At 40.1% G+C, this 25,541-nt stretch carries 28 protein-coding genes and 1 tRNA gene; 9 read left to right on the forward strand and 20 right to left on the reverse strand.

Annotated elements, in window-relative coordinates; translation table 11 throughout:
- Positions 1 to 1,383: a CmpA/NrtA family ABC transporter substrate-binding protein gene (locus ACE01U_RS00835; RefSeq protein WP_395553053.1), complete on the forward strand. Its 1,383-nt coding sequence runs from the start codon at positions 1 to 3 to the stop codon at positions 1,381 to 1,383.
- Between the two features lie 181 nt (positions 1,384 to 1,564).
- Here the strand turns inward: ACE01U_RS00835 and ACE01U_RS00840 are convergent, their stop codons facing one another.
- Positions 1,565 to 1,744 (reverse strand): hypothetical protein, encoded by a 180-nt coding sequence (locus ACE01U_RS00840; RefSeq protein ID WP_062032428.1) that lies wholly within the window; start codon positions 1,742 to 1,744, stop codon positions 1,565 to 1,567.
- Between the two features lie 216 nt (positions 1,745 to 1,960).
- Here ACE01U_RS00840 and ACE01U_RS00845 point away from each other — a divergent pair, with 216 nt between their 5' ends.
- Positions 1,961 to 3,187 (forward strand): pyridoxal phosphate-dependent aminotransferase, encoded by a 1,227-nt coding sequence (locus ACE01U_RS00845; protein WP_395553054.1) that lies wholly within the window; start codon positions 1,961 to 1,963, stop codon positions 3,185 to 3,187.
- Between the two features lie 75 nt (positions 3,188 to 3,262).
- Here the strand turns inward: ACE01U_RS00845 and ACE01U_RS00850 are convergent, their stop codons facing one another.
- From ACE01U_RS00850 to ACE01U_RS00860, 3 genes are all read right to left on the reverse strand, one after another.
- Positions 3,263 to 4,591 carry an MATE family efflux transporter gene (locus tag ACE01U_RS00850; RefSeq protein WP_291374493.1) on the reverse strand — a complete coding sequence of 443 codons (1,329 nt, stop codon included), beginning with the start codon at positions 4,589 to 4,591 and terminating at the stop codon, positions 3,263 to 3,265.
- Between the two features lie 325 nt (positions 4,592 to 4,916).
- Positions 4,917 to 5,786: a DMT family transporter gene (locus ACE01U_RS00855; protein ID WP_395553055.1), complete on the reverse strand. Its 870-nt coding sequence runs from the start codon at positions 5,784 to 5,786 to the stop codon at positions 4,917 to 4,919.
- A gap of 127 nt (positions 5,787 to 5,913) precedes the next feature.
- Positions 5,914 to 6,336 (reverse strand): GFA family protein, encoded by a 423-nt coding sequence (locus tag ACE01U_RS00860; protein ID WP_086210859.1) that lies wholly within the window; start codon positions 6,334 to 6,336, stop codon positions 5,914 to 5,916.
- A 340-nt stretch (positions 6,337 to 6,676) separates the two neighbouring features.
- Between ACE01U_RS00860 and ACE01U_RS00865 the strand changes: the two genes are divergently transcribed.
- Positions 6,677 to 7,114, forward strand: coding sequence for a PaaI family thioesterase (locus ACE01U_RS00865; protein ID WP_162900268.1), 438 nt, complete (start codon positions 6,677 to 6,679; stop codon positions 7,112 to 7,114).
- A gap of 58 nt (positions 7,115 to 7,172) precedes the next feature.
- Here ACE01U_RS00865 and ACE01U_RS00870 read toward each other — a convergent pair whose 3' ends face one another.
- Complete coding sequence (locus tag ACE01U_RS00870; protein WP_395553056.1) at positions 7,173 to 7,631, reverse strand: hypothetical protein; 459 nt, start codon at positions 7,629 to 7,631, stop codon at positions 7,173 to 7,175.
- 250 nt (positions 7,632 to 7,881) lie between these two features.
- Here ACE01U_RS00870 and ACE01U_RS00875 point away from each other — a divergent pair.
- The 3 genes from ACE01U_RS00875 (at position 7,882) to ACE01U_RS00885 (ending at position 9,474) form a co-directional block, all read left to right on the forward strand.
- A tRNA-Asn gene (locus ACE01U_RS00875) sits at positions 7,882 to 7,957 on the forward strand.
- Between the two features lie 226 nt (positions 7,958 to 8,183).
- Positions 8,184 to 8,786 (forward strand): TetR/AcrR family transcriptional regulator, encoded by a 603-nt coding sequence (locus ACE01U_RS00880; protein ID WP_086210856.1) that lies wholly within the window; start codon positions 8,184 to 8,186, stop codon positions 8,784 to 8,786.
- 10 nt (positions 8,787 to 8,796) lie between these two features.
- Positions 8,797 to 9,474 (forward strand): hypothetical protein, encoded by a 678-nt coding sequence (locus ACE01U_RS00885; RefSeq protein ID WP_395553057.1) that lies wholly within the window; start codon positions 8,797 to 8,799, stop codon positions 9,472 to 9,474.
- A gap of 93 nt (positions 9,475 to 9,567) precedes the next feature.
- On the opposite strand, the gene ACE01U_RS00890 is transcribed toward ACE01U_RS00885, so the two are convergent.
- The 11 genes from ACE01U_RS00890 to ACE01U_RS00940 form a co-directional block, all read right to left on the reverse strand.
- Positions 9,568 to 10,221: a MiaE family protein gene (locus tag ACE01U_RS00890; protein ID WP_395553058.1), complete on the reverse strand. Its 654-nt coding sequence runs from the start codon at positions 10,219 to 10,221 to the stop codon at positions 9,568 to 9,570.
- A 24-nt stretch (positions 10,222 to 10,245) separates the two neighbouring features.
- On the reverse strand, positions 10,246 to 10,971 hold the full coding sequence (gene pdxJ / locus ACE01U_RS00895) for a pyridoxine 5'-phosphate synthase (protein ID WP_395553059.1): 726 nt from the start codon (positions 10,969 to 10,971) through the stop codon (positions 10,246 to 10,248).
- A 13-nt stretch (positions 10,972 to 10,984) separates the two neighbouring features.
- Positions 10,985 to 11,695 (reverse strand): DNA repair protein RecO, encoded by a 711-nt coding sequence (gene recO, locus ACE01U_RS00900; protein ID WP_151837135.1) that lies wholly within the window; start codon positions 11,693 to 11,695, stop codon positions 10,985 to 10,987.
- 10 nt (positions 11,696 to 11,705) lie between these two features.
- The gene (locus ACE01U_RS00905) at positions 11,706 to 11,903 is read right to left on the reverse strand and encodes an NF038104 family lipoprotein (protein WP_395553060.1); all 198 of its coding nucleotides are present in this window, start codon (positions 11,901 to 11,903) and stop codon (positions 11,706 to 11,708) included.
- Positions 11,904 to 11,938: 35 nt separating this feature from the next.
- Positions 11,939 to 12,967 carry a GTPase Era gene (era, locus tag ACE01U_RS00910; protein WP_395553061.1) on the reverse strand — a complete coding sequence of 343 codons (1,029 nt, stop codon included), beginning with the start codon at positions 12,965 to 12,967 and terminating at the stop codon, positions 11,939 to 11,941.
- Between the two features lie 6 nt (positions 12,968 to 12,973).
- Positions 12,974 to 13,666: a ribonuclease III gene (rnc, locus tag ACE01U_RS00915; protein ID WP_086210849.1), complete on the reverse strand. Its 693-nt coding sequence runs from the start codon at positions 13,664 to 13,666 to the stop codon at positions 12,974 to 12,976.
- On the reverse strand, positions 13,638 to 14,012 hold the full coding sequence (locus ACE01U_RS00920; protein ID WP_087526961.1) for a DUF4845 domain-containing protein: 375 nt from the start codon (positions 14,010 to 14,012) through the stop codon (positions 13,638 to 13,640). The genes rnc and ACE01U_RS00920 overlap by 29 nt, the downstream gene beginning before the upstream one ends.
- 21 nt (positions 14,013 to 14,033) lie before the next feature.
- On the reverse strand, positions 14,034 to 14,861 hold the full coding sequence (gene lepB / locus ACE01U_RS00925; protein ID WP_010326441.1) for a signal peptidase I: 828 nt from the start codon (positions 14,859 to 14,861) through the stop codon (positions 14,034 to 14,036).
- A gap of 20 nt (positions 14,862 to 14,881) precedes the next feature.
- Positions 14,882 to 16,699: a translation elongation factor 4 gene (gene lepA, locus ACE01U_RS00930; protein ID WP_395553062.1), complete on the reverse strand. Its 1,818-nt coding sequence runs from the start codon at positions 16,697 to 16,699 to the stop codon at positions 14,882 to 14,884.
- Between the two features lie 126 nt (positions 16,700 to 16,825).
- Positions 16,826 to 17,320: an acyl-CoA thioesterase gene (locus tag ACE01U_RS00935; protein ID WP_151707086.1), complete on the reverse strand. Its 495-nt coding sequence runs from the start codon at positions 17,318 to 17,320 to the stop codon at positions 16,826 to 16,828.
- A gap of 115 nt (positions 17,321 to 17,435) precedes the next feature.
- Complete coding sequence (locus tag ACE01U_RS00940; RefSeq protein WP_395553063.1) at positions 17,436 to 18,815, reverse strand: Do family serine endopeptidase; 1,380 nt, start codon at positions 18,813 to 18,815, stop codon at positions 17,436 to 17,438.
- Positions 18,816 to 19,050: 235 nt separating this feature from the next.
- Here ACE01U_RS00940 and nadB point away from each other — a divergent pair, with 235 nt between their 5' ends.
- Complete coding sequence (gene nadB / locus ACE01U_RS00945; RefSeq protein WP_395553064.1) at positions 19,051 to 20,682, forward strand: L-aspartate oxidase; 1,632 nt, start codon at positions 19,051 to 19,053, stop codon at positions 20,680 to 20,682.
- A gap of 54 nt (positions 20,683 to 20,736) precedes the next feature.
- On the opposite strand, the gene ACE01U_RS00950 is transcribed toward nadB, so the two are convergent.
- From ACE01U_RS00950 to pabC, 4 genes are all read right to left on the reverse strand, one after another.
- Entirely contained in the window at positions 20,737 to 21,153 is a 417-nt protein-coding gene (locus ACE01U_RS00950; protein WP_086210843.1) for a PaaI family thioesterase, read from the reverse strand.
- An 89-nt stretch (positions 21,154 to 21,242) separates the two neighbouring features.
- Positions 21,243 to 21,842, reverse strand: a complete 600-nt coding sequence (gene tmk, locus ACE01U_RS00955; protein WP_086210842.1) for a dTMP kinase — start codon at positions 21,840 to 21,842, stop codon at positions 21,243 to 21,245.
- On the reverse strand, positions 21,843 to 22,898 hold the full coding sequence (gene mltG, locus ACE01U_RS00960; protein ID WP_395553065.1) for an endolytic transglycosylase MltG: 1,056 nt from the start codon (positions 22,896 to 22,898) through the stop codon (positions 21,843 to 21,845).
- A gap of 1 nt (position 22,899) precedes the next feature.
- On the reverse strand, positions 22,900 to 23,712 hold the full coding sequence (gene pabC, locus ACE01U_RS00965) for an aminodeoxychorismate lyase (protein WP_395553066.1): 813 nt from the start codon (positions 23,710 to 23,712) through the stop codon (positions 22,900 to 22,902).
- Positions 23,713 to 23,876: 164 nt separating this feature from the next.
- Between pabC and ACE01U_RS00970 the strand changes: the two genes are divergently transcribed.
- Complete coding sequence (locus tag ACE01U_RS00970) at positions 23,877 to 24,887, forward strand: sulfate ABC transporter substrate-binding protein (RefSeq protein ID WP_086210839.1); 1,011 nt, start codon at positions 23,877 to 23,879, stop codon at positions 24,885 to 24,887.
- Positions 24,888 to 24,925: 38 nt separating this feature from the next.
- Positions 24,926 to 25,531, forward strand: coding sequence for an RBBP9/YdeN family alpha/beta hydrolase (locus tag ACE01U_RS00975; protein WP_086210838.1), 606 nt, complete (start codon positions 24,926 to 24,928; stop codon positions 25,529 to 25,531).
- Positions 25,532 to 25,541 lie beyond the last annotated feature (10 nt).

Consider the following 25,541-nt stretch of genomic DNA (forward strand, 5'->3'; position numbering starts at 1 on the left):
ATGAAAAAGATATTATTAAACAAGGCTTTTTTTATACCCTGCTTGCTTGGTCTCAGTTTTTTACTGGGGGGGTGCCAAAAAGAACCTGATCAAGAGACAGCTGCTCAACCTTTAGCTGTTGAAAAAACCAGATTAACCATTGGCTTTCTAAAATTAACCGATATGGCTCCCCTTGCAATTGCCGTTGAAAAGGGATTTTTTAAAGATGAAGGGCTCGAAGTCAAACTTGAAGCACAACCGAGTTGGACTGAACTTTACATACATGTGCAGAGTGGTGAGCTCGATGCTGCTCATATGCTTGCAGCAATGCCTATAGCATCAATAATAGATACATCCGCAGAAAAAACACCAATCGTTACACCATTCACCCTTTCCTACAATGGTGCCGCCATTACGGTTTCAAATAATGTTTGGAATGAGATGAAAAAAACCGTAGTTATGGAAAATAATCGACCGAAGCACCCCATTAGTGCGAGTAATTTAAAACCTGTGATTGCGGAATATAAGCAACAGCAGAAAATATTTAAATTAGGCATGACTTATCCAATGGGGACACATAACTATATGATTCGCTATTGGTTAGCTGCTGGCGGAATTCATCCGGGCACTTATGATTCTGCACATAATGACACCACAGGAAATACAGGTTCAGATGTAGATTTAACCGTTATTCCACCTCCAGAGATGGTATCAACAATGGTTGAAGGTGTGACATCAGGCTATAGCGTTGGTGAGCCGTGGAATCAGAAAGCCGTAAAAAAAGGTTTTGGTGTACCTGTCATCACCTCAGATGCCATTTGGGAAAATGGTTCAGACAAAGTCTTTGGTCTAACTAAAAAATTTACTGAACAAAATCCAACGACTACACTTAAACTGGTTAAAGCTTTAATACGTGCATCAAATTGGCTAGATGAAAATAACGGTGCAAACCGTAAAGAAGCTGCAAAAATTATTGCACAAGATAATTATCTACGTGTCGATGAAGATATTATTATCAATAGTATGACTGGCGTATTTGAGTATGAACAAGGCGATGTTCGACCAGCAAAATCATTTCATACATTCTTCAAGGGACAATATGGCATTCCCTATTATTCAGATGCAGTATGGTGGCTAACACAAATGCGTCGTTGGGGACAAATCAGCACTAGTCAAACAGATCAATGGTACCTAGAAACAGCCCAAAAGGCCTATCGTCCTGATATTTATGTACAAGCTGCGCAAGCATTAATTCAAGAAGGTAAGATGCAGGATACGCAATTTCCAAGCCTAAAAAATAATGCCTTCATCAAAGCTCCTCAAACTAGCGCCCTTGACCACATTGTATTCGACGCAAAACAGCCAAATCAATTCTTGGCTGCATTTAAAATTGGCTACAAATAAATTCTATGTTTATATGTGGTTAGTAAGTATCTGATGATGATTTCTGTACCGATGATCCGTATTGGAATGCATTAACGTTTATGTCTTACTAGCCTCATGATTTCATTTGATATATTTCGTTAAGTGAATAAAAAAAGCCAACGCTACAGCATTGGCTTTTTTATTACACGTTTTTTAAACCTTAGCGTTTACCCATTGAACGGCGTGTACCACGAGGTGGCATCCACGTTCGATCTGCATATTGCTCAGGTTTTGGGCGCACCTGATTATGTGCAACATCATCAGAACTGCCTTCTACGTTCGGCATTGGAAAAGGGAGATTCACCAAAGGTTTTTTTGAAGTAGGCTGTTGCTTACTCATGACCATCACTCTCATCAAATTAGGTTTATTTTAAAGTTTTTTTCTTTGAGATGCGAGAAACTTCCACATTCTGTCAATTTTTGTATTTCAAAACCCAAAATTTAAAAAAAATTATGTTTTTTTCAAAAATTCTGCGTTTTTAAACGCCTTGCTAGAGTTTTTTGAGCTAAGATAGTGTGCTTTTTATTTTTTAATCCCCATAAGAAGGAATATGCCGTGGACGTACGTCTCTCTGATCGTGTAAATGCCATCAAACCGTCCCCAACTCTTGCTGTGACCAACAAAGCTGCTGAATTAAAAGCAGCTGGCAAGAATGTTATTGGCTTGGGCGCAGGTGAACCTGACTTTGACACCCCACAACACATCAAAGATGCAGCAATTGCAGCGATTAACAACGGTTTCACAAAATATACCGCTGTAGATGGTACGCCAGGCCTTAAAAAAGCAATCATTGCAAAATTCAAGCGCGACAATAACCTTGATTATGCAGCAAACCAGATTTTGGTTTCTTGCGGTGGCAAGCAGTCATTCTTTAACTTAGCACTTGCTTTGTTAAACAAAGGTGATGAAGTGATCATCCCTGCACCATTTTGGGTAAGCTACCCAGACATGGTAATCATCGCTGAAGGCATTCCTGTTATTGTGAAATGTGGCGAAGAACAACGTTTCAAGATCACCCCTGCTCAACTTGAAGCAGCGATCACAGACAAAACACGCTTAGTGGTTTTAAACAGTCCATCAAACCCAACAGGCATGATCTACACTAAAGCTGAATTAGAAGCTTTGGCTGACGTGCTTCGTAAATATCCTGAAGTATATATCGCATCTGACGATATGTACGAACCAATCCGTTGGGATGATGAGTTCTACAACATCGCAACAGTTGCACCAGACCTTTATGACCGTACAATCGTGTTAAACGGTGTGTCTAAAGCGTATGCAATGACTGGCTGGCGTATTGGCTATGCAGCAGGTCCTGCTAAGCTGATTGGCGCAATGAAAAAAATCCAGTCTCAATCAACTTCAAACCCAACTTCAATTTCACAAGTTGCTGCTGAAGCTGCGTTGAATGGGCCTCAAGACGTTCTTGAGCCAATGATTGAAGCATTCAAACGCCGTCATGACTTAGTAGTTAGCGGTTTGAACGACATCAACGGTATTTCTTGCTTACCTGCTGATGGTGCATTCTATGCATATGCAAACATCCGTCCATTGATTCGTGCGAAAGGTTTAAAATCTTGCACAGAATTCTCTGAGTGGTTATTGGAAGAAACTGGTGTAGCCGTAGTTCCTGGTGATGCATTTGGCTTAGGTGGCTTCATGCGTATTTCTTACGCAACTGCTGACGAAGTGCTTGTTGATGCGCTTGCTCGTATCAAGAAAGCTGCTGATTCAATCGAAGGCGTAGATGCTGCGATTGCTTCAATTGCTGCTGAAAAATAATTTAACCCTTTAAAGTTAGATTAGAGAAACCCGCGAACTTCGCGGGTTTTTTATACAAATCTTAAGTGAATTTACTTAGTTTAGATATTTGCGATAGTACAAACAAATCAGACATAAAATTGCTGAACTTGCATAAGCAAAGGTAGCAAAAACCCAAAATGAATGGATACCCATCGAAGGGATATTTATCTCAAAAAAACTCATCGGGTGAAAAGCAAAATACCAACCGCCACCCAGCCCAACGACAAGCAACATAAAACTATAAATGAACATTGGAAGCAAAGTGACCTGCCAACAACGTAGTAAATTTACAGCGATCGCAAGCATTGCATCTGCGATGTGAAATAGACAGACCAATACAATCAGTGATGAAACCATAAATGCAACGGACTGATCTGAAGTAAATAAAACAACAAATTGCTTTTGAAATAAAAACAAGCTGAAAGACAAAATTGACGCCACCGTCAACACGATATAAACAGCTTTTTGGCTTAATTGCCAAGCTTGTTCTTGGTGACCTTCTCCAATTTTTATCGACAGTAATATGCTAAATGTTACAATCAGCGCATTAATAACATTAAACAACCAATAACCCGCCACCATCACAATTTGGTTTGCCGATAATGCAATATCCCCTAATGGAACAGCAAGCAATGAAATTGAAGTAAATGCAAAAACATCAATGAAAATAACTATACTTGCAGGGATCCCTATACGTAAAATTTTTATTAAAATGTCAAAGTTGAAAAATGGGGCTTTCCATTGAAGCCGATGGCTTTTATCCATAAGAAAAATATAGAAAGTTATAAATATAATACAATATGCTAAAAATGAAGAAATAAATGCACCATAAACACCATATGCTTTTAAGCCCCAAAGTGGGATACCAAAGATAAATACACCTGACAAAATCAACTTTGCAATTAGAAATAAAATATTGCCATAAAAAACCAGCTTAGCTTGACCACAAGTCTGTGTCACAATAAAAAAAACACGCAGTAATAATTGAACGGGTATAATAAACATGCTGATCTTTAAACAAACCAAGATCATGTCTTTTAATGTTGCATCTGCACCAAGTAAATCGACAATAGAATCAGCATGACTGAGTACACATATACCAAACAGGCCCCAAAGCAATACACTCCATATCCCTTGTTTAACGATCAAATCTATCTGATGTAACTCGCCACTCCCCTTTGCTTCGGCTAAAGTCTGCATCATGCCTTGTAAAAGCCCAAAACCAAAGATAAAAACCATACTATATAAAGATATTGCAATTGCTAAGACTGCCACATGTTTTGCACTAAAATGCGATAAATACAGCGTATCGACCAAGCCACTGACCGCAATTGTCACATTCCCTAATAATAAAGGAATAAATAAATCCCAAAATTTTTTCATTATTAAACCAAGAAGTTTCTCTAAACTTAAAGAGAAAGGTACTTATATCTACGATATACCTTTTACTTTTGTATTTTTTTAGCACAATTAAGCAACATTTCATTTTTACTGAAACTGTATCTTGATATACAAGTTTCATGCCGAATATTTTTGTTTTATTTAATGACGCCGAACAAAATGAAAATATATCTAGCCTATTTACTAAAAATCAATTTAGTTCATTCCATTTTTACATGATATAAAATTAAAATAAGAACAACGACAAAACCTAGCCTCTATCTCAAAAGCTAAAGTCAAAATTAGTTATGGATGAATTGAAATTTACTTATGGACGTTCAGAACCGATTAAATCCGATTTATTTGAATTGGTGCGGTGAGACGATGCCGAAATCACCAAAGCAATCCCGACTAAAACAATCACTGCAGAAATGATAATTCTAAAGCTCAGTGCTTCACCTATAAACAATGCCCCACCCAGAATCGCTAAACACGGCACAGACAATTGCACACTACTGGCTGTCACACGGTCAATCTGCTTCACTATGGCATACCACAGCACATAAGCTCCACTCGATGCTAGACCGCCAGACAGCACTGCTAAAATTACACCTTGTGGCTTGATAAAAGTTTGCGTGAAAAATGCTAAATAAACCAGCAATACAAAAGGAATCGCCAGTACAAAATTTGCCAAGCTACTTGCTAGTGGGTTATGCATATTTTTACCTGCAATACTATACATCGCCCATCCCATACCTGAAAGTACCATCATCGTGGCATAGCCCAAATGAGGTGCTGAAGCCCCAGGCAACAACAAAATGAGAATACCTAAAAGTGCAATCGCTAAACCAAGACCACAACGCAGATTGATCTTTTCACCATGATACAATCCATAAGCGACCATACTGAGCTGAACCGTACCAAAGAGGAGCAGCGCTCCCACACCTGCATCAATATGCAAATAAGCAAGTGAAAAAGCAACGATGTATAAAGCGAGCAAGAATCCGTTTTTTATGTTCCATTCTATTTTCGCCTTATGTGTAGAAAACCTATAAAGTACCCATAATACTGCGGCACCACTACACACCCGAATCAGGCTAAAACTCATAGGATCAATCTGCTGATCAGCCAAAGCTAAACGACACAGTACAGAATTCGCAGCAAAGGCCAACATCGCTACACAAATTTTAAGCAGCATGTTTGAGCATCCTTATTCAACAGCTTACTTTAGATATATCCAATATAATTTATTAAATCTATAGTGATTTTCTCATTCAACTTATCAGGAATATTGATGTAAATTTCAAGCTCTATACAACCGACAACTATCTTTCTTTTTCATTTGGGGAAAATAAGGCAATAACATCTGCTTCCGTGAGCTGTTCTGTAGAATACTTAAATTGGTAAAAGTCAGGTTTGTTATCAATATAAATCTCCGTACTAAGCTTTAAGTCTTTCGGCTGCTCGTCCATAGCAAATACATTGATATTACAATAGCTCCCATCTTGAGTACGCCAAAAAAGTGACGTGCCACATTCGCTACAAAAACCACGCTCTCCCCATTCAGACGACTGAAACAGCTTTAAATATGATTGATCTTGGAATGTTAAACTACTTGGTTCGACATCAATGCTCATGAGTACACCACTCGACTGTTGACGACACATCGAACAATGACAAGCATGTACATCATGATTTTTAAGCTCAGCTTGGAATTTGGTTTTACCGCATAAGCAAGATACATTCATTATTATTTCCTTGATTATTAAAATACGATATCAATCGGCATCAAAATATTGTTTATTCCATATATAAATCAAAAGTGTTCCGATGCCTAAAACTTATGCATTATTTTTGAAACAATTAGCTTCTTTAATTCACTGATTCATAAAGCTCGATAGACCATCATCTGCAAATTCAGGAATATAACGCCCCTGCAGCTCAACCATCTCTCTTAGCAATCTCAATATAAGGGATTTCTATAAGTTTTTTACTGATCAGCTCACAATCTAATATTGACCTAATGATTAAATTTTGATTAATTTCCTATTAAGTTCCAAAAAGGAACTTAATAATACAAAGGAAGCTATAATGAACCCTAAAGAAATGACTGGACTACAACTTCTACAAGCTATGTGTACTGGAAATATACCACCCGCGAGCATTAGTGAAACCATTCCCATGCAGCCTTATGAAGTGTCAGAAGGGAAAATTAGCTTTAAAGCAAAAGCGGATCATCGTCATTTAAATCCACTAGGTGGCGTGCATGGTGGATTTGCTGCAACAGTGCTCGACTCCGTTACAGGTTGTGCTGTACATAGCATGCTTGAAGCTGGCGTAGGTTATGGCACGATTGATCTGAATATTAAAATGTGTCGTCCAATTCCAAAAGATAAAGAGTTACTTGCTATTGGCAACGTCATTAACATCAGTAAAAACCTAGGCATTTCAGAAGGTCAAATTGTCGATGAAGATGGCAAACTATATGCACATGCCACTGCAACTTGTATGATTATTCGCCCATAACAACCAAAGGCACTGATAACTCAGTGCCTTTTTACTCAATCAAATCAATCCCTGTCTGCTAGATCGCTGTTTTAAAAGAACTGTTCGTATATGGTTTCTCAGCTTCAGGACGTTGTGCACCTTTAAAAATACAATAATACTTAAATGCACTATCCAAACTTACGTCTAAGCTTTTCCCTTCAGAGACAGACCACACTTTAGAGCGATTACTTCCAGACAATGCACTGCCTGAGAGTTGGTATAGATATAAATCATGTTCACGTTGAAAGGACTTTTTAACACTACGCTCGGTCTGCACAGACAATAACTGACATGGACTGCTAATTAACCAGCGTTCACTAAACCAAAGCTGTAGTAAGTCACCTAAATACAAATCGGTGCGACCTACGGGCCAAACATCAATATATGCAGATTCTACAGTCGTATAATACTGTTCAGGGTCTGAAATGATCGAAAGATACTGGTTTTGATAATCAGAAAGATGATTGAAAAGATCGGAAATTGTCAGCGTATTCATTCGCTTTCTCCTGTTTAGCCATTTTAGTGCTGGCAAGTTGGTGATAAATCCACACTGTTTAAGTTTTAATTAAACGCTCTGTTGTTGAATTCAGACTATCAACGCCATTTCAACATTGCAAGTAATTCGGTACGATTTTTTTTGAAAAAAATTTTTTTGTTCAAATTAGAAGCACCCGAAACAAAAATGACAGCAACATGACATTTTAGACTTGACCCACTATAAAATGTCCTTATAATCGCATGCAGATTCTCCAATAGCTCAGTCGGTAGAGCGACGGACTGTTAATCCGCAGGTCCCTGGTTCGAGCCCAGGTTGGAGAGCCAAATTCAAGAAAGCCCACGCAATATGACGTGGGCTTTTTTTTGCCCAAATATCAGCATCACTATACTTGCCTGATTATAAGTTCAACTCTGCTGTCAGCTTCTTGCAAAAGCAATCTCTGTATTTTTTCCAATTTTGATCTAAATTTGTAACAGATCAAAAAACAAGCTTTCTAAATTCCAAAACACAATGTAACATCTGTTACATATAAAATTAAGATAGCTAAGCATGAGCGACTTACCTTTAAAGAAATACCGAAATAAAAGCCAACAGGCCTTAGTCAGTGAACAAGACCGTTCAAATTCACAGGTCATTTATGAGGCTTTATTCGAGCTGTTGCTCAGTCAAGGCTATGGAAATATTTCCCTACAGCAACTATCAAAATTGACAGGGATTAGTCGCACAACACTGTACCGAAGATGGTCATCCCTTGATGATTTAATTGTGGATGCTATTGCAAAGAAAATCCAAGATTCCATTGAGATACCGCAAGAATTAGCACCAATAGATGCCTTTAAAATCATGTTGCAGCAACTTGCAATGTTTTTACAGTCCCCACTTGGTCACTCATTCTTGCAAGCATCATTAAACATTAAGGATGAAATCAGTATTCGTAAGCGTCAAGATTTATGGCATGCACGTTACCAACTCATTGCCCAAAGTTTTCAGAGATTACTCCCTGAAAACCAGCAACAACAAAATATTCATGACATCATCAGCATGACGCTAGGAAGTTTTTACTTTCAAATTTTTATTGAAAATAAAAAGGTTGATGATTCTTTTATTAATGCCGTTTTAAGAAACAGCTTAACCCTACTCCAATCTAGATAGGTGAATCATTATGTATGTCGGACATTTAGCCATTGGTTTAGCCATTAAATCAAAATTCCCAAAAGTTCCAACCCTTCCCATCATGCTCGGTGTTGGTTTTCTCGATATCATTGATGGTTTACTCATCATGTTCGGTCTAAATCATGTCACACCAAATCTGCAAGCAGGCCCCTACTTATTCTTTGATTTAACGTTTATTGACTGGGATCATTCCCTAGTTATGGCTGTGATCCTCTCTATCGTTTGGGCTTTATTTTTTATGAAAGACAAACGTGTTGCGCTCATCGCAGGGTTCGCTTGTTTCTCGCATTGGCTTGCCGATTGGCCTATGCACAATATGGATTTAGCACTGTATCCATATTCTGCTGAGCACATGGGTTATGGCTTATGGGGAAAATGGGGTACTGGTTCATGGATTTTTGAGGGTCTGTTTAGCCTTGCACTCATTTTTTATGCATGGAGAAACTTTGGCAGAGAACATATTTCCATCTTATGGCCAACTGTCTTGTTGGTTATCAGCTTTTTTCAACTTTCTCCATGGCTATCGCCAATGAAACACGCAGCAACCCTACAAGAGCCTGCGGCCTCTCTCGTTCACGGTTTTCTAGTACTTTTAGGCTTTCTGGTTCCAGGTTTACTCATAACATGGCTAATCAATCGAGCTGAGAAAAAAAGCCTTAACTCATAAAAAATAAAAGCCCAATCTCACTAGATTGGGCTTTTATTTGCATCGCTCAGCATGACATAAAATGAGAGATACACTTCAAAAACCAGTAAAAGACTAAGCTACTTTGACTGGTACACCACTATGGAAACGAAACAGATCATCAGAGGTACTAATCAGCTCTTTTTCAACGTTACGGATATGGTCAATACGCGCTTGAATATCCTCTTTCGGGTTTTTCAATTTACCCGTTTGTGCAACTTCTAAAGCCAAAGCCAAATAGTCTTCAAAATGACGGGATTCTGACTTTAATAAATAACGATAGTAACGACCTAATTCATCATCCACCAAGGGTGCTAACGCGTAAAAACGCTCACATGAACGTGCTTCTACAAAGGCACCAATGATTAAAATATCAATTAAAGCCTCAGGCTCATAAGTCCGCACTTCTTTACGTAAACTACCCGCATAACGACCAGCACTCAGATTGCTCCACTCTAGCCCGCGCTTTTTCATAAATTCAAGCACTTGCTCATAATGCAGCATTTCTTCACGAACCAGTTGTGAAAGCTTGACCTGCAAATCGGTAAAAAAGCTATAACGAAACATCAGGTTCATCGCTGTACCTGCTGCTTTCTTCTCACAATTCGCGTGGTCTTGCATCAGCACATCAAGATTATTCAGTGCTTCAGTCAACCAAGCTTTTGGTGTTTCACAGCCCAAGAAATCCATGACGGGCTTCATGAGTTCATCATAATTGATATTCGACATATTCAAATCTTAAAAACTTTAAAATTAACGTGCAGCTTTAATTACTGCTTTGATTTCACGCACGGCTTGTTCCAAGCCCACAAAAATAGCATCGGCAATTAGGGAATGTCCGATGTTTAATTCGTGGATCTGTGGAATTTGTGCAATTGGGGTCACATTTTCAAGGTTGAGTCCATGCCCAGCATTGACTACTAAACCTTTCGATGCTGCATATTCGGCACCTTTGACAATACGCTCAAGCTCATATTGCTGAGCTTCAGGTGTTTCTGCATCAGCATAAGCGCCTGTATGAATTTCAATGGTTGGTGCACCACAAGCAACCGCTGCATCAATTTGTGCAAAGTCAGCATCAATAAACAAGGACACATCACAGCCAATCTCGGACAAGGCTTGAGTTGCCGCTTTAACGTCATCAAAATGTCCAACTACATCTAAACCACCTTCAGTCGTCACTTCTTGGCGCTTTTCAGGAACGAAACACACATGATGCGGTTTAATTTCTTTAGCAAATGCAATCATTTCATCTGTGACTGCCAACTCCAAATTCATACGTGTTTTAAGCGCTGGACGCATACGACGCACGTCATCGTCCTGAATATGACGACGGTCTTCACGCAAATGTAAAGTAATCCCTTCCGCCCCTGCTTGCTCACAGATCAGTGCTGCATTGACTGGATCAGGATAAGACGTTCCACGCGCTTGTCGTAAAGTTGCCACGTGGTCAATATTTACACCAAGTAATGCAGCCATATTCATTTCCTAATTACGATTGAGTTTGAGTGTTCTGAATCCACAACTGACGACTTTTTAAGGGTCGATCGCCCAACAATGAACTGATCATTTGTCGGTACAACTTGGTCAGCAATTGTAACTGTTCCAAACTAAAATCCCTACCCTTTTCATATTGGCACATGCTTAAAATTTGCTGTCCATTTAAGGTCGCTCGTGAAGCTTGTGCAGTAGGAATAAAGCCTTCATTCAGCTGGAATATATAGTTGAGTGATGCTTGAATTTCTAGTTGATTGGCATCGGTCGAAAAATCTAAGGCATAGCCCAAATCTTCCAGTAGTTCGTGCTCAAACTGTCTTAGAATTTGTTTTAAAAATTGATTGGGATCTGCTTGCTGCGCCAGTTGTTGTAATTGCGTTAGCGTATGTGCATATTGAGCAAAACTTTGCTCCATTTGTACTTCGAGCGGACATAGTCTGAGCAGAATCTCGTTGAGATAAAAACCTGAAAAAAAAGCATCCCCGAAGAAAAAAATCGGCTGATTGACAATTTCAAGTTTTGTAAAATTTTTGAGTTCAGATTTACCCGAAGCTTGTAAACAAATCGGCTGATATTGTGGCGGCGGGGTTTGCCTTAGAATGCCATCAACTCGCCCATGCTCTTGGGTAAATAAATGCACAATATGACTACGTTCACGGTATTTTCTATGGTGAATTAAATAACCATGCAGTACTTCATTGCGCATGAGAAATTAACTAATCTTTTTTATCTTTATCATTATGTTCGCTGTCTTCATCATCCCCATCTGGGATAACAGCACCAACCACCGCTGCGGTTCCTTTCACCACGCCTTTTGTGGTTTTATACGCAATCTTTACAGGAACGGTGACGATCTTGTGTATACAACCTTGCAAAAACAACATACAAGCCATTACTGCGAACACTTTGACCATAACACCATCCCTATAAAAATTTGCTTTCTTAAAACTTAGATATCGCTATAACCTAAGCTTTTCAATGCACGTTCATCATCAGACCAGCCGCCTTTCACTTTAACCCAAAGCGTCAACATGATCTTTTGTTCAAACATTTTTTCCATATCGATACGGGCATCCATACCAATTTTCTTAAGCTTAGCGCCTTTTTCACCAATCACAATCGCTTTTTGGCCTGGGCGGTCTACAAAAATCGTTGCATCAATGTATGTACATGCTGGTTTTAGACGACCTGTTTTTTCATTCACCGTTGCTTCTTCAGTCTTAAACGACTCAATTTGCACGGTTAAATCATAAGGTAGCTCTTCACCCAACTGGCGCATAATCTTTTCACGGATAATTTCTGATGCCAAGAAACGCTCAGAACGATCTGTCAGTTGATCCAATGAATACATCGGTGGCTGGAAAGGTAAATATTTTTCAATGGTATCGCGCAGATGGTCTAAGTTTGCACCACGTAGTGCAGAAACAGGAACAATCTCAGCAAAATTCATTAATTTTGCACGCTGTTGAATCAAAGGTAATGCATGGTTTTTATTTTCAAGTGTATCAATTTTATTGATCACAAGAATCACTGGCATCTCTGCATTTTTGAGTTTTTCCAAAACGAGCTCATCATTTTGAGTCCACTTGTCTGCATCTAGAACAAACAATACCAAGTTGACATCACGCAATGCAGAAGACGCAGCACGGTTCATCATTTTGTTGATGGCGCGTACTTCTTTTTTATGCATCCCTGGCGTATCCACAAACACTGCTTGAGATTTTGAGCGCGAATCAATTCCCACAATTTTATGACGTGTGGTTTGTGGTTTACGTGAAGTAATCGATAATTTTTGACCCAACAAATGGTTCATCAACGTAGATTTGCCTACGTTTGGACGACCGACAATTGCCACAAAGCCGCTACGAAAATCCGTTGGGATTTCTGTGCCTTGTTCGCTAAAAAATTGGCTAATTAAATCATTACTGTCGCTTTGCGACTCGTGATCAGCATCGATGTGATCGGAAGAATTTGACATGGCAGATTACTGCTCCAAAAGTTTTAAAATATCCGCCGCAGCAGCTTGTTCAGCAAAGCGACGACTTGTACCTTCACCTTTTACAACAGGCAATCCATCGACTTTACATTCCACTTTGAAATGTTGATTCGGTGCATCACCTTGAATATCGACCACATCATAAACTGGGAGAGCTTTTTTTCGTGCCTGTAGATATTCTTGTAAACGTGATTTTGGATCTTTAAGTTGATCGGTTGGCTCGATATGGTCTAAATATGGCTCGTACCATTTTAACACAATCGGCTCCAACACCGTTAAATCACTACAATCCACATAGATTGCACCAATAATCGATTCAACTGTATCCGCAAGGATGGACTCGCGATGATGTCCACCTGATTTTAACTCGCCTGTACTTAAAATGAGTGACTGGCTCAGTTTTAAATCATTTGCAATTTTACCTAAAGCTTCCTGACGAACCAAGGTTGCACGCATACGCGTCAAACGGCCTTCGTTCTCAGTTGGATAAGCTTTATAGAGATAATTTGCAATAATCATCCCTAACAAAGAATCGCCTAGAAACTCTAGGCGCTCATAGTTGTATTTGTGGCTCACCGATCGGTGGGTCAGTGCAAGCTGAAGTAACTCAGGTTGTTTAAACTGATAACCGATACGGCTCGCTAAGCGGGCTTCACTTAGCTTGGACTGAGCTTTGATCAAAACTTTTCTCGAACTTTAATACTAAATCTATATTCAGCAAGAATGGTTTTCTTACCTCATACTCCTTTTTCACCTGCAACCCTTCGGTATTGGTGACTTGCATAATTTCTTTAATCTTCACATCGCGAATACCATTCATTTCCAGACGTTTTGAAAGCTGACTCTCAAACTCCGCGGGCTGAATATTTTTCGGGCTGCTTTGAAATACTTCCTCAATTTGGCTATTGATCATCCGATCATCAAAATAGGGAGCCCAAACTGCAATTGCCACTTTCGCCATAAATGCAAACCCCATGATTGCAAATAAAATGGCGATATAAGATGCCCCTTGTTGATTCTTGCGCATTTTTTATTTTCCGAATCGATATTAGTCAATGCTACCGTTACGGTTAAATGACGGCAACTTAAAGCCAGGTTCTTTATGCATCCAAATATAAAATGCACGACCTGTTAGGTTCTGTTCAGGAACCATTCCCCAGAAACGGCTGTCAGCACTTTGGTCGCGATTATCCCCCATCGCAAAGTACTCACCTTCTTTTACTTTCACTTCCCAATATAAACCATTTTCAGCAGAGTATTTACCATTTTCTACAAAGTTAATGTAGGGTGCTTGGCGTGCAACATTAACACCTTCTAACTCACGCATGGTAAAGGTATGCTTGCCAATGGTTTCTTTATGATATATCGAAGTAGGCGTATCTAAACGGTCTTTTTCACGACTAAATTCAACAGGAACTTTAGCAATTTTTTGACCATTAATGGTTAATTGGCCATGATCAAAAACAATGTGATCGCCAGGAATACCAACTACACGTTTGATATAGCTGATCGTCGGTTGCGGTGGATAACGGAAGACGATCACATCACCACGCTCAGGCTCACCCACATCAATCACTTTTTTATTCACAATCGGTAGGCGCACACCATAGTCAAACTTATTGACCAAGATGAAGTCACCCGTTTCTAAAGTCGGCACCATCGAGTCCGAAGGAATATTAAAAGGTTCATAAAAGAATGAACGTAAGCATAGAACAATCGCAAGGACTGGCCAGAAATCATAAGCCCATGTAATGACAAAATTTTCATTTCCCTTGCCTTTCGTCGCTCGTTGTTTAAATACAAATTTATCGAGCAACCACACCAAAAAGAAAATTAGTGTGACAGGAACAAGTATCAAATTAAAATCAAAATCCATGGGCTTATATTCCTACCTTTTTATCTTTCTACTTTCAACACAGCCAAGAACGCTTCTTGTGGGATTTCTACACTTCCCACTTGCTTCATGCGTTTCTTACCTTCTTTTTGCTTCGATAGCAGTTTCTTCTTACGAGAAACGTCACCACCATAACATTTCGCCAATACGTTTTTACGCATTGCCTTTACGGTTGAACGAGCAATAATTTGTGCGCCAATGGCCGCTTGAATTGCCACATCAAACATTTGACGTGGAATCAAATCTTTCATTTTTTCAACCAATGCAATACCACGATGACGCGCATCTTGACGGTGACAAATCATTGCCAAGGCGTCCACTTTATCGCCATTGATTAGAACATCAACTTTTACCAATGATGAACTTTCAAAACGTACAAAGTTATAATCGAGCGACGCAAAACCACGTGAACACGACTTCAATTTATCAAAGAAGTCCATTACCACTTCCGCCATTGGAATTTCAAAGGTAATTGAAACTTGGTTCGCCATAAACTTCATGTCTTTTTGAACACCACGGCGTTCCACACACAAAGTCATGACATTCCCCAAATACTCTTGCGGTACAAGGATATGGCACTCAGCAATCGGCTCACGTAGGTCTTCGACTGTTGAACCATCTGGCATTTTAGATGGGCTATCGATATAAATCGTTTGACCATTCTTCATCACCGCTTCATAAATCACAGTCGGTGCAGATGAAATGAGGTCTAAATCATACTCACGCTCTAAACGCTCTTGCACGATTTCCATATGTAGCATGCCTAAGAAGCCACAACGGAAACCAAAACCTAAAGCATCCGAGCTTTCAGGTTCAAAGAATAACGCCGAGTCATTGATCTGAAGCTTATGCAAAGCTTCACGGAACGGTTCAAATTCACTTGAATCAATTGGGAACAAACCTGCATACACCTGCGGCTTCACTTTTTTAAAGCCTGGTAAGGTTTTGACTTCTGGTGTGCTTGCAAGGGTAATCGTATCACCGACTGGCGCACCAAAAATGTCTTTAATTCCTGCAATTACGAAACCAACTTCACCCGCTTCAAGGATGTCTGTTTCTGTATGCTTAGGATTGAAAATACCCACAGAAGTAATGATGTGCGTTTGGCCTGTTGATTTCATCAACATCTTGTCGCCCTTACGCACACGACCTTCTTTCACACGTACCAAAGAAACCACGCCTAAGTAGTTATCAAACCAAGAGTCGATAATTAAAGCTTGTAATGGCGCATTACGATCACCAGTAGGTGCAGGAATGACATTAACAAGGGCTTCTAAAACGCTATCAATCCCAAGACCTGTTTTTGCCGAACAGGTTGGCGCTTCAGTCGCTTCTATACCAATAATGTCTTCAATTTCTTGAATCACACGTTCAGGTTCAGCCTGTGGTAAATCAATTTTGTTGAGTACTGGAAGAACCTCAAGACCTTGTTCAATAGCGGTATAACAGTTCGCAACCGACTGTGCTTCCACGCCTTGCGCCGCATCTACAACCAACAATGCACCTTCACAGGCCGCTAGTGAGCGTGACACTTCATATGAAAAATCGACGTGTCCCGGGGTATCAATAAAGTTCAATTGATACTCTTGCCCATTTGGATGGGTATAATACAAAGTAACCGACGCAGCCTTAATAGTAATACCGCGCTCACGCTCAAGCTCCATGGAGTCTAGTACTTGTGCTTGCATTTCACGATCTTGCAAACCACCACAGGTCTGAATAAAACGATCGGCAAGCGTCGACTTACCGTGGTCGATATGCGCAATAATCGAGAAGTTACGGATATTTTTAATATCAACAGATTTTTTAGCTTGCGCCATGGGCTACCTTGAACAAAATGAAGCGTTATGCAGACAAATTTCGATGCATAACAAAAGCCGAATAGAAATTGCGAAGGATTATAGCAGATGGTTTTTTCAAAGTATCCATAATAATACGCTTCCTTCTCACAACTCAGACGCTTTTTTACGTTTTTCGCTTCGTACTGAGCTTTTTGAATAATTCATTGAAAAATCTAGGGCATTCACATCTTTTGCAAGCGGTTGGTAAGCTTGGGTAAAACTGGGTGACATTCGTTTCGGGCGTCCCGTTTCAATTTCAACACATGCCCACTTGGTTTGTGCAACAAATAAAATACTATTGTCTTTAGGTCTATAAAACACATACTGGCGTGATGAATATAAAGCGTTTATATCGTCAAACCATGTCCGTAAGATGATTTCATCCGCTTCAAATGCAGCTTTTCGGTACTGCACATGATGCTCAACCGCAACCATGGCATGTTTTAATTCAATATACTCTTTTAAGCCCAAACCCAAAGCATCAATATGTGCTGTTGCAACATCCTGCATCCAATGCATATAAACCACATTATTCACATGGCCCAACTGGTCGATATGTTCTGCTTGTACCTGAAGGTTTAAATCAAAAATACTACTCATAAGAACTCTATCTAATCCCCATTTCCCCGAAGAATGTCGCAGTGTACGCCAATCAAAGACAGCATCAAATTGCAAAAAATAAAAAACCACTCTTAGGAGTGGTTTTTACACTTATTTATTGGATACGCATACCCAAGATGGCTGGTGTACCTTGTCGAATGATTCCAACCCGAGCAACCTGACCTTTTTTCAAATCAGATACAGCCTGAACAAAATCATTAGTATCAGTAATCAACTTGTTATTAATACGAGTGACGACATCTCCAGCTGTCATACCTGCCTGTGCAGCCGCTCCACCACGCTTCACTTCTTGAATGAGAACACCACCTTTTAGCTTTAATTGAGATGATTCAAGTGGCGATAAATTACGAATCGCCACACCTAGAACAGGTCCTTTTGCTTGTGCAGTTGCATCTGACTTTGCTGGTGTATCATCTGGTGCAGTGGTCAGTGTCGCTGAAATATTGCGCTTTTTATCGTCACGTAAAATCTCTAACTGTACCGTTTGATTTGGCATAGTACGGTTTAAATAATTCAATAATTCAGATGTTCGTGAAATCGGTGTTCCATTGAATTTTAAAATAATATCGCCTGCTTTTAACCCTGCTTTTTCTGCAGGTGAATTTGGCTGTACATTGGTAATCAGGGAACCTTCTGGTTTCGGTAAATTATAAGATTCAGCCAAATTGCGGTCTAAATCTTGTAAATTGAAACCTAAATAAGAACGTGTGACTTTACCTGTTTTCTTCAGTTGGTCAGCAATGTCCATGGCAACGTCTATAGGAATCGAAAAAGACAGTCCCATATACCCGCCCGTACCACTGAAAATACGTGAGTTCACCCCAACCACTTCACCCTGTTGATTAAACAATGGTCCACCTGAGTTTCCAGGGTTTAAAGCTACATCAGTTTGAATAAAGGGTACAGACGTTTCCCCCATCATATTACGCATCTTGGCACTGACAATACCTGCTGAGGCAGAGTAATCAAAACCAAAAGGAGAGCCAATCGCAAGCACAGGTTCGCCTACACGCAGTTGGTCAACATTACCGGCACGGAGTGATGGAAAATTTGTGCCATTCACCTTAAGTAAGGCCACATCGGTTCGTTCATCACTACCCACCACGGTCGCATCCAGTTCACGGCGGTCATTAAACATAATGGTGACTTTCGATGCATCTTCTACAACGTGGTGGTTTGTCAGCAAGTAACCATCTTTACTAATAAAAAATGCGCTGCCATAAGCCGTTTTTTCTTGCGGTGCTTGCTGCTGTGGAATAATGACTTGATTGCCAAAGAAACGCTTTAAAATTTCAGGTATCTGCTGTTGCATTAACTCTTCTTGAGTCATTTTCTTTACAACATTGACACTGACTACCGCAGGGCTGACTTGCTCAACTAAATTTGAGAAATCAACAGGTGCTGCCTGTGTTTGTACGGCAGCCATTGTGCATGCAACAGCAAAAAAACCAGTGTGTATAGCGCGACTTTTCATATCAAGCATTGACCTATGTGTTTGTTATCAATTTATGTATTAGCGTTTTTAGCATAAAGTTTGTCTATCTTGGGTAATAATATGTTCTATTATGTTTGTATAAACAGATGCTTAAACTTTGCTTAAAAAACAAGTTCTTTATTTATATTTTCCATAATTTGAATAGATATTGCCCTTGCCTTTTTGTGAAAAAAGCGCTGTGATTAGCAAACTTTTTCCAAATTAGCTGACGGACATGTCTAATTTAAGCACAACGCATCATTTTGATGTGATTATTGTGGGAAGTGGCGGTGCAGGCCTGAGCTTAGCCTTATCGTTGCCTCAACATTTCAATATTGCTGTTCTTGCAAAATCAAACCTGACCGATGCAAGTACCTTCTATGCGCAAGGTGGCGTTGCTGCTGTTTTAGACGAAACGGATTCTATCGAACAGCACATTGATGACACCATGATTGCTGGTGCTCATCTTTGTGAGGTTAATGCCGTTAAACAAACAGTTGAAGGTGGTAAACCTTCTGTTGATTTTCTGCTGAAACATGGCGTGCAATTTACCCTTGATGATCAAGAACAATTGCACCTGACCCGTGAGGGTGGGCATTCACAGCGCCGTATTATTCATGCTGCCGATGCTACAGGCCGTGCCATTTCAACAACCTTAGTTGAACGTGCAATTGAAAAAGACAACATCACTATTTTTGAAAATTATATTGCGATTGATTTAATCACCTCTCAAAAATTAAGCTTAGAAGAACAGAATAATCGTGCTCTCGGTCTTTATGTACTGGATGAAAAGACTGAAAAAGTCCATACATTTTTAGCACCTTTCACTGCTTTAGCCTGTGGGGGGGCAATGAAAGCTTACTTGTATACTTCAAACCCTGACATTGCAACGGGTGACGGTATTGCCATGGCTTTTCGAGCAGGCTGCCGCGTGGCCAATATGGAATTTAACCAATTCCACCCAACCTGCCTCTATCATCCACAAGCACGCTCTTTTCTGATTACTGAAGCGATGCGCGGTGAAGGTGCTTATCTGCGTCTACCCGATGGTGAACGCTTTATGTTGCGCTTTGATGAGCGCGCTGAACTTGCACCCCGCGACATTGTGGCACGTGCCATTGACTATGAAATCAAACGCTTAGGTATTCGTCATGTCTGGCTCGACATTAGTCATAAACCCGAAAGTTTCATTAAAGAACACTTTCCGACTTTGTATGCACGTTTGCTCGAACTTGGCATCGACATTACCAAGGAAATGATTCCTGTAGTTCCTGCTGCGCACTATACCTGCGGCGGTGTCGTGGTTGATGAACATAGTCAAACTGACATTCAAGGTTTATATGCGATTGGTGAAACATCATATACAGGTTTGCATGGTGCTAACCGTATGGCGAGCAACTCACTCTTAGAATGTTTTGTGTATGGTATGAGTGCTGCGGAACACATCGAGAAAAGTTTTGATTCAAATTACCAATCTCCAACGGCTCCAGCTTGGGACGATTCCCAAGTGACAAATCCTGATGAAGATGTGGTGATTTTGCAAAACTGGGATGAACTGCGTCAGACCATGTGGAACTATGTCGGCATTGTCCGCACCACAAAACGTCTTGAACGCGCACTCCACCGTATTGAAATGTTGAAGCGGGAAATTACCGAGTATTACCAAGATTATCAAGTTAGTAAGAACTTAATTGAGCTACGGAATTTGGTTTTAGTCTCTGAAATGATCGTGCGCTGTGCTATGGAACGCAAAGAATCTCGTGGTTTACACTACACTTTAGATTACCCTGAGCTATCAAATGAACTGCGTAAAACGGTACTTACTCCGCCCAACTTCGAAGTTGAAACACCTTTAGTGAACAGCTAAATTTAACCCCTAATAAAAGCCTGACTATCAGGCTTTTATTTTAAAATTATCATCTTAGGATTTTGGCGGAATAGAATATGTGCCCACCACATGTGCAATCGGCTCATCCTTCCCGACAGAATATAACCACACATCACCAACCACCAGCGCTTTGCCTACCTTCATCAGTTTACACTCACCACGTATATTTGCTGACGCAACAGGTTTACTGAGAAAATTAATCGACAAATTAGTGGTCACAGCTAAACCGACTATCCCAATCTCTCCTAAAATAGCAATATACAGCGCATAGTCAGCAAGGGTCATCATAGTTGGGCCTGAAACCGTACCGCCTGGTCGCAAGTCGCGGTCATCAACTTGATAGAGCACCGTTGCAGCACGCTCAGTGACTGACTCAATACAACATTTTTCTAAACTTTGTGGAAATTCCTTTTCTAAAAAAGCCACAATTTCGGTTAAGTTACTTTTCATTTTCCCTGCTATTTACAATCCTTTGTGACTGACTATAAAAGAAAAATTCATTTCACTACAATCCCGAAATGGAAATTTCAGGATAGTTTTTAGTTTAAATATTGCAACGCTTGTGCAAAAACCTGCTCTGGTGACTGGGTCGCATCCAAGCGTTTGACCCGCTCAGGATACTGCTCCCAGAGCTGCTGATAACCTGCCCGTACTTTTTCAAAAAAAGTGACTTTTTCTTGTTCAAAGCGGTCTAAAGCCCCACGTTCACGTGCGCGCGACATACCTGTTTCAATCGGTGCATCGAGCCAAAATGTAATATTTGGCATATGACTCACAAAGTGATCATTCAAGAGTTGCAACTTCGACTGGCTTAAACCGCGTCCTGCACATTGGTAAGCAAAGCTCGCATCGGTAAAGCGGTCGCATAGTACTGTTTTTTGTTCAGTCAATGCAGGAACAATCACTTGCTGTAAATGCTGTGCACGTGCTGCATACATTAACAATAGTTCCGTGTCATTTGACATCGACTCTTCATGATTAACAGAGAGTAACAAGGCACGGATTTGCTCAGCCATCGGTGTACCGCCTGGTTCACGGGTTAAAACAACCTGTTGGCCTTGTTGCTCTAGATGCTCATAAATTTTGCGAATCAGTGTGGTTTTACCGACACCTTCTGTGCCCTCAAAACTAATAAACATCTATTCACCCTTCTTGGTTTTTAAAACGTTGAGATATTCTTGTACAGCTTGATTATGCTGCTCCAAAGTCTCACTAAATGTGTGACCACCATTGCCCGTTGCAACAAAGTAGATGTTTTTGCTGTTGTCTGGATGCATGGTGGCTTCAATGGCCTTTTTACTTGGTAAAGCAATTGGCGTTGGCGGTAAGCCATTGATGGTATAAGTATTATAAGCGGTTGGCGTACGTAAGTCTTGGCGGCTAATATTGCCTGTATATTTATCCCCCATACCATAAATCACGGTTGGGTCCGTTTGCAAACGCATACCGAGTTGAAGGCGACGCGCAAACACACCTGACACTTGCTCCAGTTCACGATCAACATTGGTTTCTTTTTCAATGATAGAGGCCATGATCAAGGCTTCGTATTTGTCTTTATACGGCAAATTTGCCGCACGGTTTGCCCACGCTTCATCTAAAGTTTTCATTTGGCGTTTGTATAAATCCGTTAAGATTTTTTTGTCCGACTCACCTTTAGCAAAAAAGTAAGTATCTGGCGCAAACAGTCCTTCTGCATGGTCATAAGGAATCTCTAAAGCTTTTAAAAGCTGATCCATGGGCAAATTAGACACTTCTTTTTTGACGAGAGCATCTTTTTTTAACGCTTCGACCAGTTGTTTAAAAGTCGTGCCTTCTATTATCAATATACGGTTCATTTGCGCATTATCGACATTAGAAATCATATCCAAAATTTGGCGAATACTCATACCTTCATGTACTGCATAAACGCCCGCTTTCAGCGTGTCATGAATAAAAATCTTTTGATAGAGCTTTAAAATAATCGGAAAATTTGCAATATCATCTTTGGCCAAACGGTCGATAAAACCAGAATAGGTATCGCCTGAATTAATGGCCAGTAATTGCTTTTTGCCTTCAATCGGATAGGACTTAAATAAACTTGACCACAGTACAACCATTACTAAAACAAGGATGCTTACAGCAATCAATAACAAAGCTTTGATTTTACGTTTGAGCGGTTGTATTTTCTTTTTCGATTTGGTTTTGGCTGCGGACATACTAGTGCATCTGATTAAGTTGAAGATGATAAAACAAATCTATACATGGTTGAACATCTAAATGCTGATGGTTCAAACTTTTGGCTATTTTCATAGGGCTCAAGGCATTGCAAAAAAATACACTTTGAAAGCGTGGAATTTCTTCCATATCCACCATTCTCAGCTCACAGGCAATACCTTGCTGTTGCATACGCGCCAATATTTCTGCGCGCATAACGCCATGCACGCCATTATAACGAAGTTCAGGACTAATCCACCGATCATTTATCAGAATGAAACAATTACTGCTCACACCTTCAACAACAGAACCCTGTACATCAGTCACCAATGCTTCCAACCAGCCTTGCTGCTCTGCCTCACGCTTGAGTAAAACTTGCTCTAAACGATTCAAACTCTTCACACCGACCAACTGTGGCATATTCAAGCCCATCGCAAGTTGCAACACTCCTGAATCAATTTCGCTGTATGTCAACGCTTCTAATGCTTGCGGATAAAAAAAGACCCAAACATCCGCAGGCTGTGTTGGCAAACTATAACCTCGTTGCCCTTCACCCCGACTGACCACAATTTTCATAGTGCCATTTAAATTTACATGGTCTTGTTTGAAAAGTTCGATGGTTTGTTGAATATAAGATAAGTCTGCTGACAACAGCAAACGCTCACAGCCCAAATGCAAACGAGCAATATGCAATGACTCTAATTCAATCACACCATTACAAACTCTTGCCGTAGTAAAACATCCATCACCATAATGAAATGCACGGTCTAATAATTCTATTTGTTTGACTTTTTCTGCATTTTTATAGCATTGCATATCTATTTGCCTTGAAACAATGATCCGCCTTAGTTTAATGAATTCAGCGCAGAACCTCTTTTCATTTTTATTCATATAAAATTCGTTTTTTATTATTTTTTTAGCAATAAGACTCGCAGTATTCTTGGCTCATATTTAAAAACGCTTAAAATTTGAGGTCTCACATGAGCTTATCGAAGTTAAAAATCGGGGTACTAGCAACGCTAGTTTCAGTTACATCTTTTGGCGCAGTCGCAAAAGATTTTCTAAATGTCTCGTATGATCCAACACGTGAGTTGTATGAAAATGTCAATAAACAGTTTGGGGCATATTGGAAGCAGCGTACTGGACAAGACATCAACTTTAAACAATCCCACGGTGGTTCAGGTAAACAGGCGCGTTCAGTCATTGATGGTTTAGGTGCAGATGTCGTAACACTTGCACTTGCAGCGGACATTGACGTGATTGCTGAAAAAGCAAAACTCTTACCAACCAACTGGCAAAAGAAGCTTCCAAATAACTCGACCCCGTATACATCAACAATTGTATTCCTCGTACGTAAGGGTAACCCTAAAGGTATTAAGGACTGGGGTGATTTGGTTAAACCTGATGTTGCGATTATCACACCAAACCCAAAAACTTCTGGTGGCGCACGTTGGAACTATTTAGCCGCTTGGGCTTGGGCAAAGCATCAACCTGCGGGCAATGATGCCAAGGCACAAGAATTCGTGCGTAAAATTTATAAAAATACCAAAGTACTTGACTCAGGTGCACGTGGTGCAACCACAACTTTTGCTGAACGTGGCATTGGAGACGTCTTACTCGCATGGGAAAACGAAGCTCATTTAGCACTTCGTGAACAACCAGGTAAGTTTGAAATTGTGACTCCATCACTGTCTATCTTGGCTGAACCACCTGTTGCTATTGTTGAAAAGAATGCAGAAAAAGACGGCAATCTGAACTTAGCCAAAGCATATTTGAACTATTTATATTCGCCAGCGGGTCAAGAAATTGCAGCAAAAAACTTCTATCGCCCACGTAATGCAAGCGTCTTGAAAAAATATGCAACCACATTCAAACCGTTAAAGTTGGTGACTATTGATAAAGAATTTGGTGGTTGGACCAAAGTACAAAAACAACACTTTGAAAATGGTGGTGTGTACGACCAAATCGTGAAAGCGAATACTGCAAAATAAGCAACGAATCAAGTAAACATCTGTAAGGGAGCATCGACATGATTCATACTGTAATTGTACCGGGCGTGGGTGGGAGTGAACATGACCACTGGCAATCATGGTTACAACGTCAGCTCAAGTCGTGCTCTCGTGTACAGCAACAGGATTGGAATAAACCTGTACTCCATGAATGGATTGAACAATTTGTCAAAACAGTGCAGTCCGTTTCAGAACCCATCCAAATTGTGGCGCATAGCTTTGGATGCTTAACCACAGTTGCGGCATTAGCTCAGCATCCAGAACTGAATCAGAAAGTTAAAAATCTTGTTTTGGTTGCGCCAGCTAATCCTGCACGCTTTGGGGATTTAGGTTTTGCACGTGATAGTCAAAATGACTATCAGCAATACTTTCACCACCTTAAAATTCAAGTTCCGACACAAATGATCATTAGTGAAAATGATCCTTGGTTAGGTTTTGAAGATGCAATGCAACTTTCTAAAGCTTGGAAAATTAAACCTAAAAATTTAGGTCAAGTTGGTCATATCAATGTTGCATCAGGTTTTGGTCCATTTCCTGAAATTTATGATTTTTTGATTTCAGAAAATGTGCTAAAAAATGTCGATTTCCGCAATGAAAGCAATTATTTATTTAAATTTGCTATTTAAACACTGCAAA

This window comes from Acinetobacter halobius (assembly GCF_044130335.1).
Taxonomy (GTDB): Bacteria; Pseudomonadota; Gammaproteobacteria; order Pseudomonadales; family Moraxellaceae; genus Acinetobacter.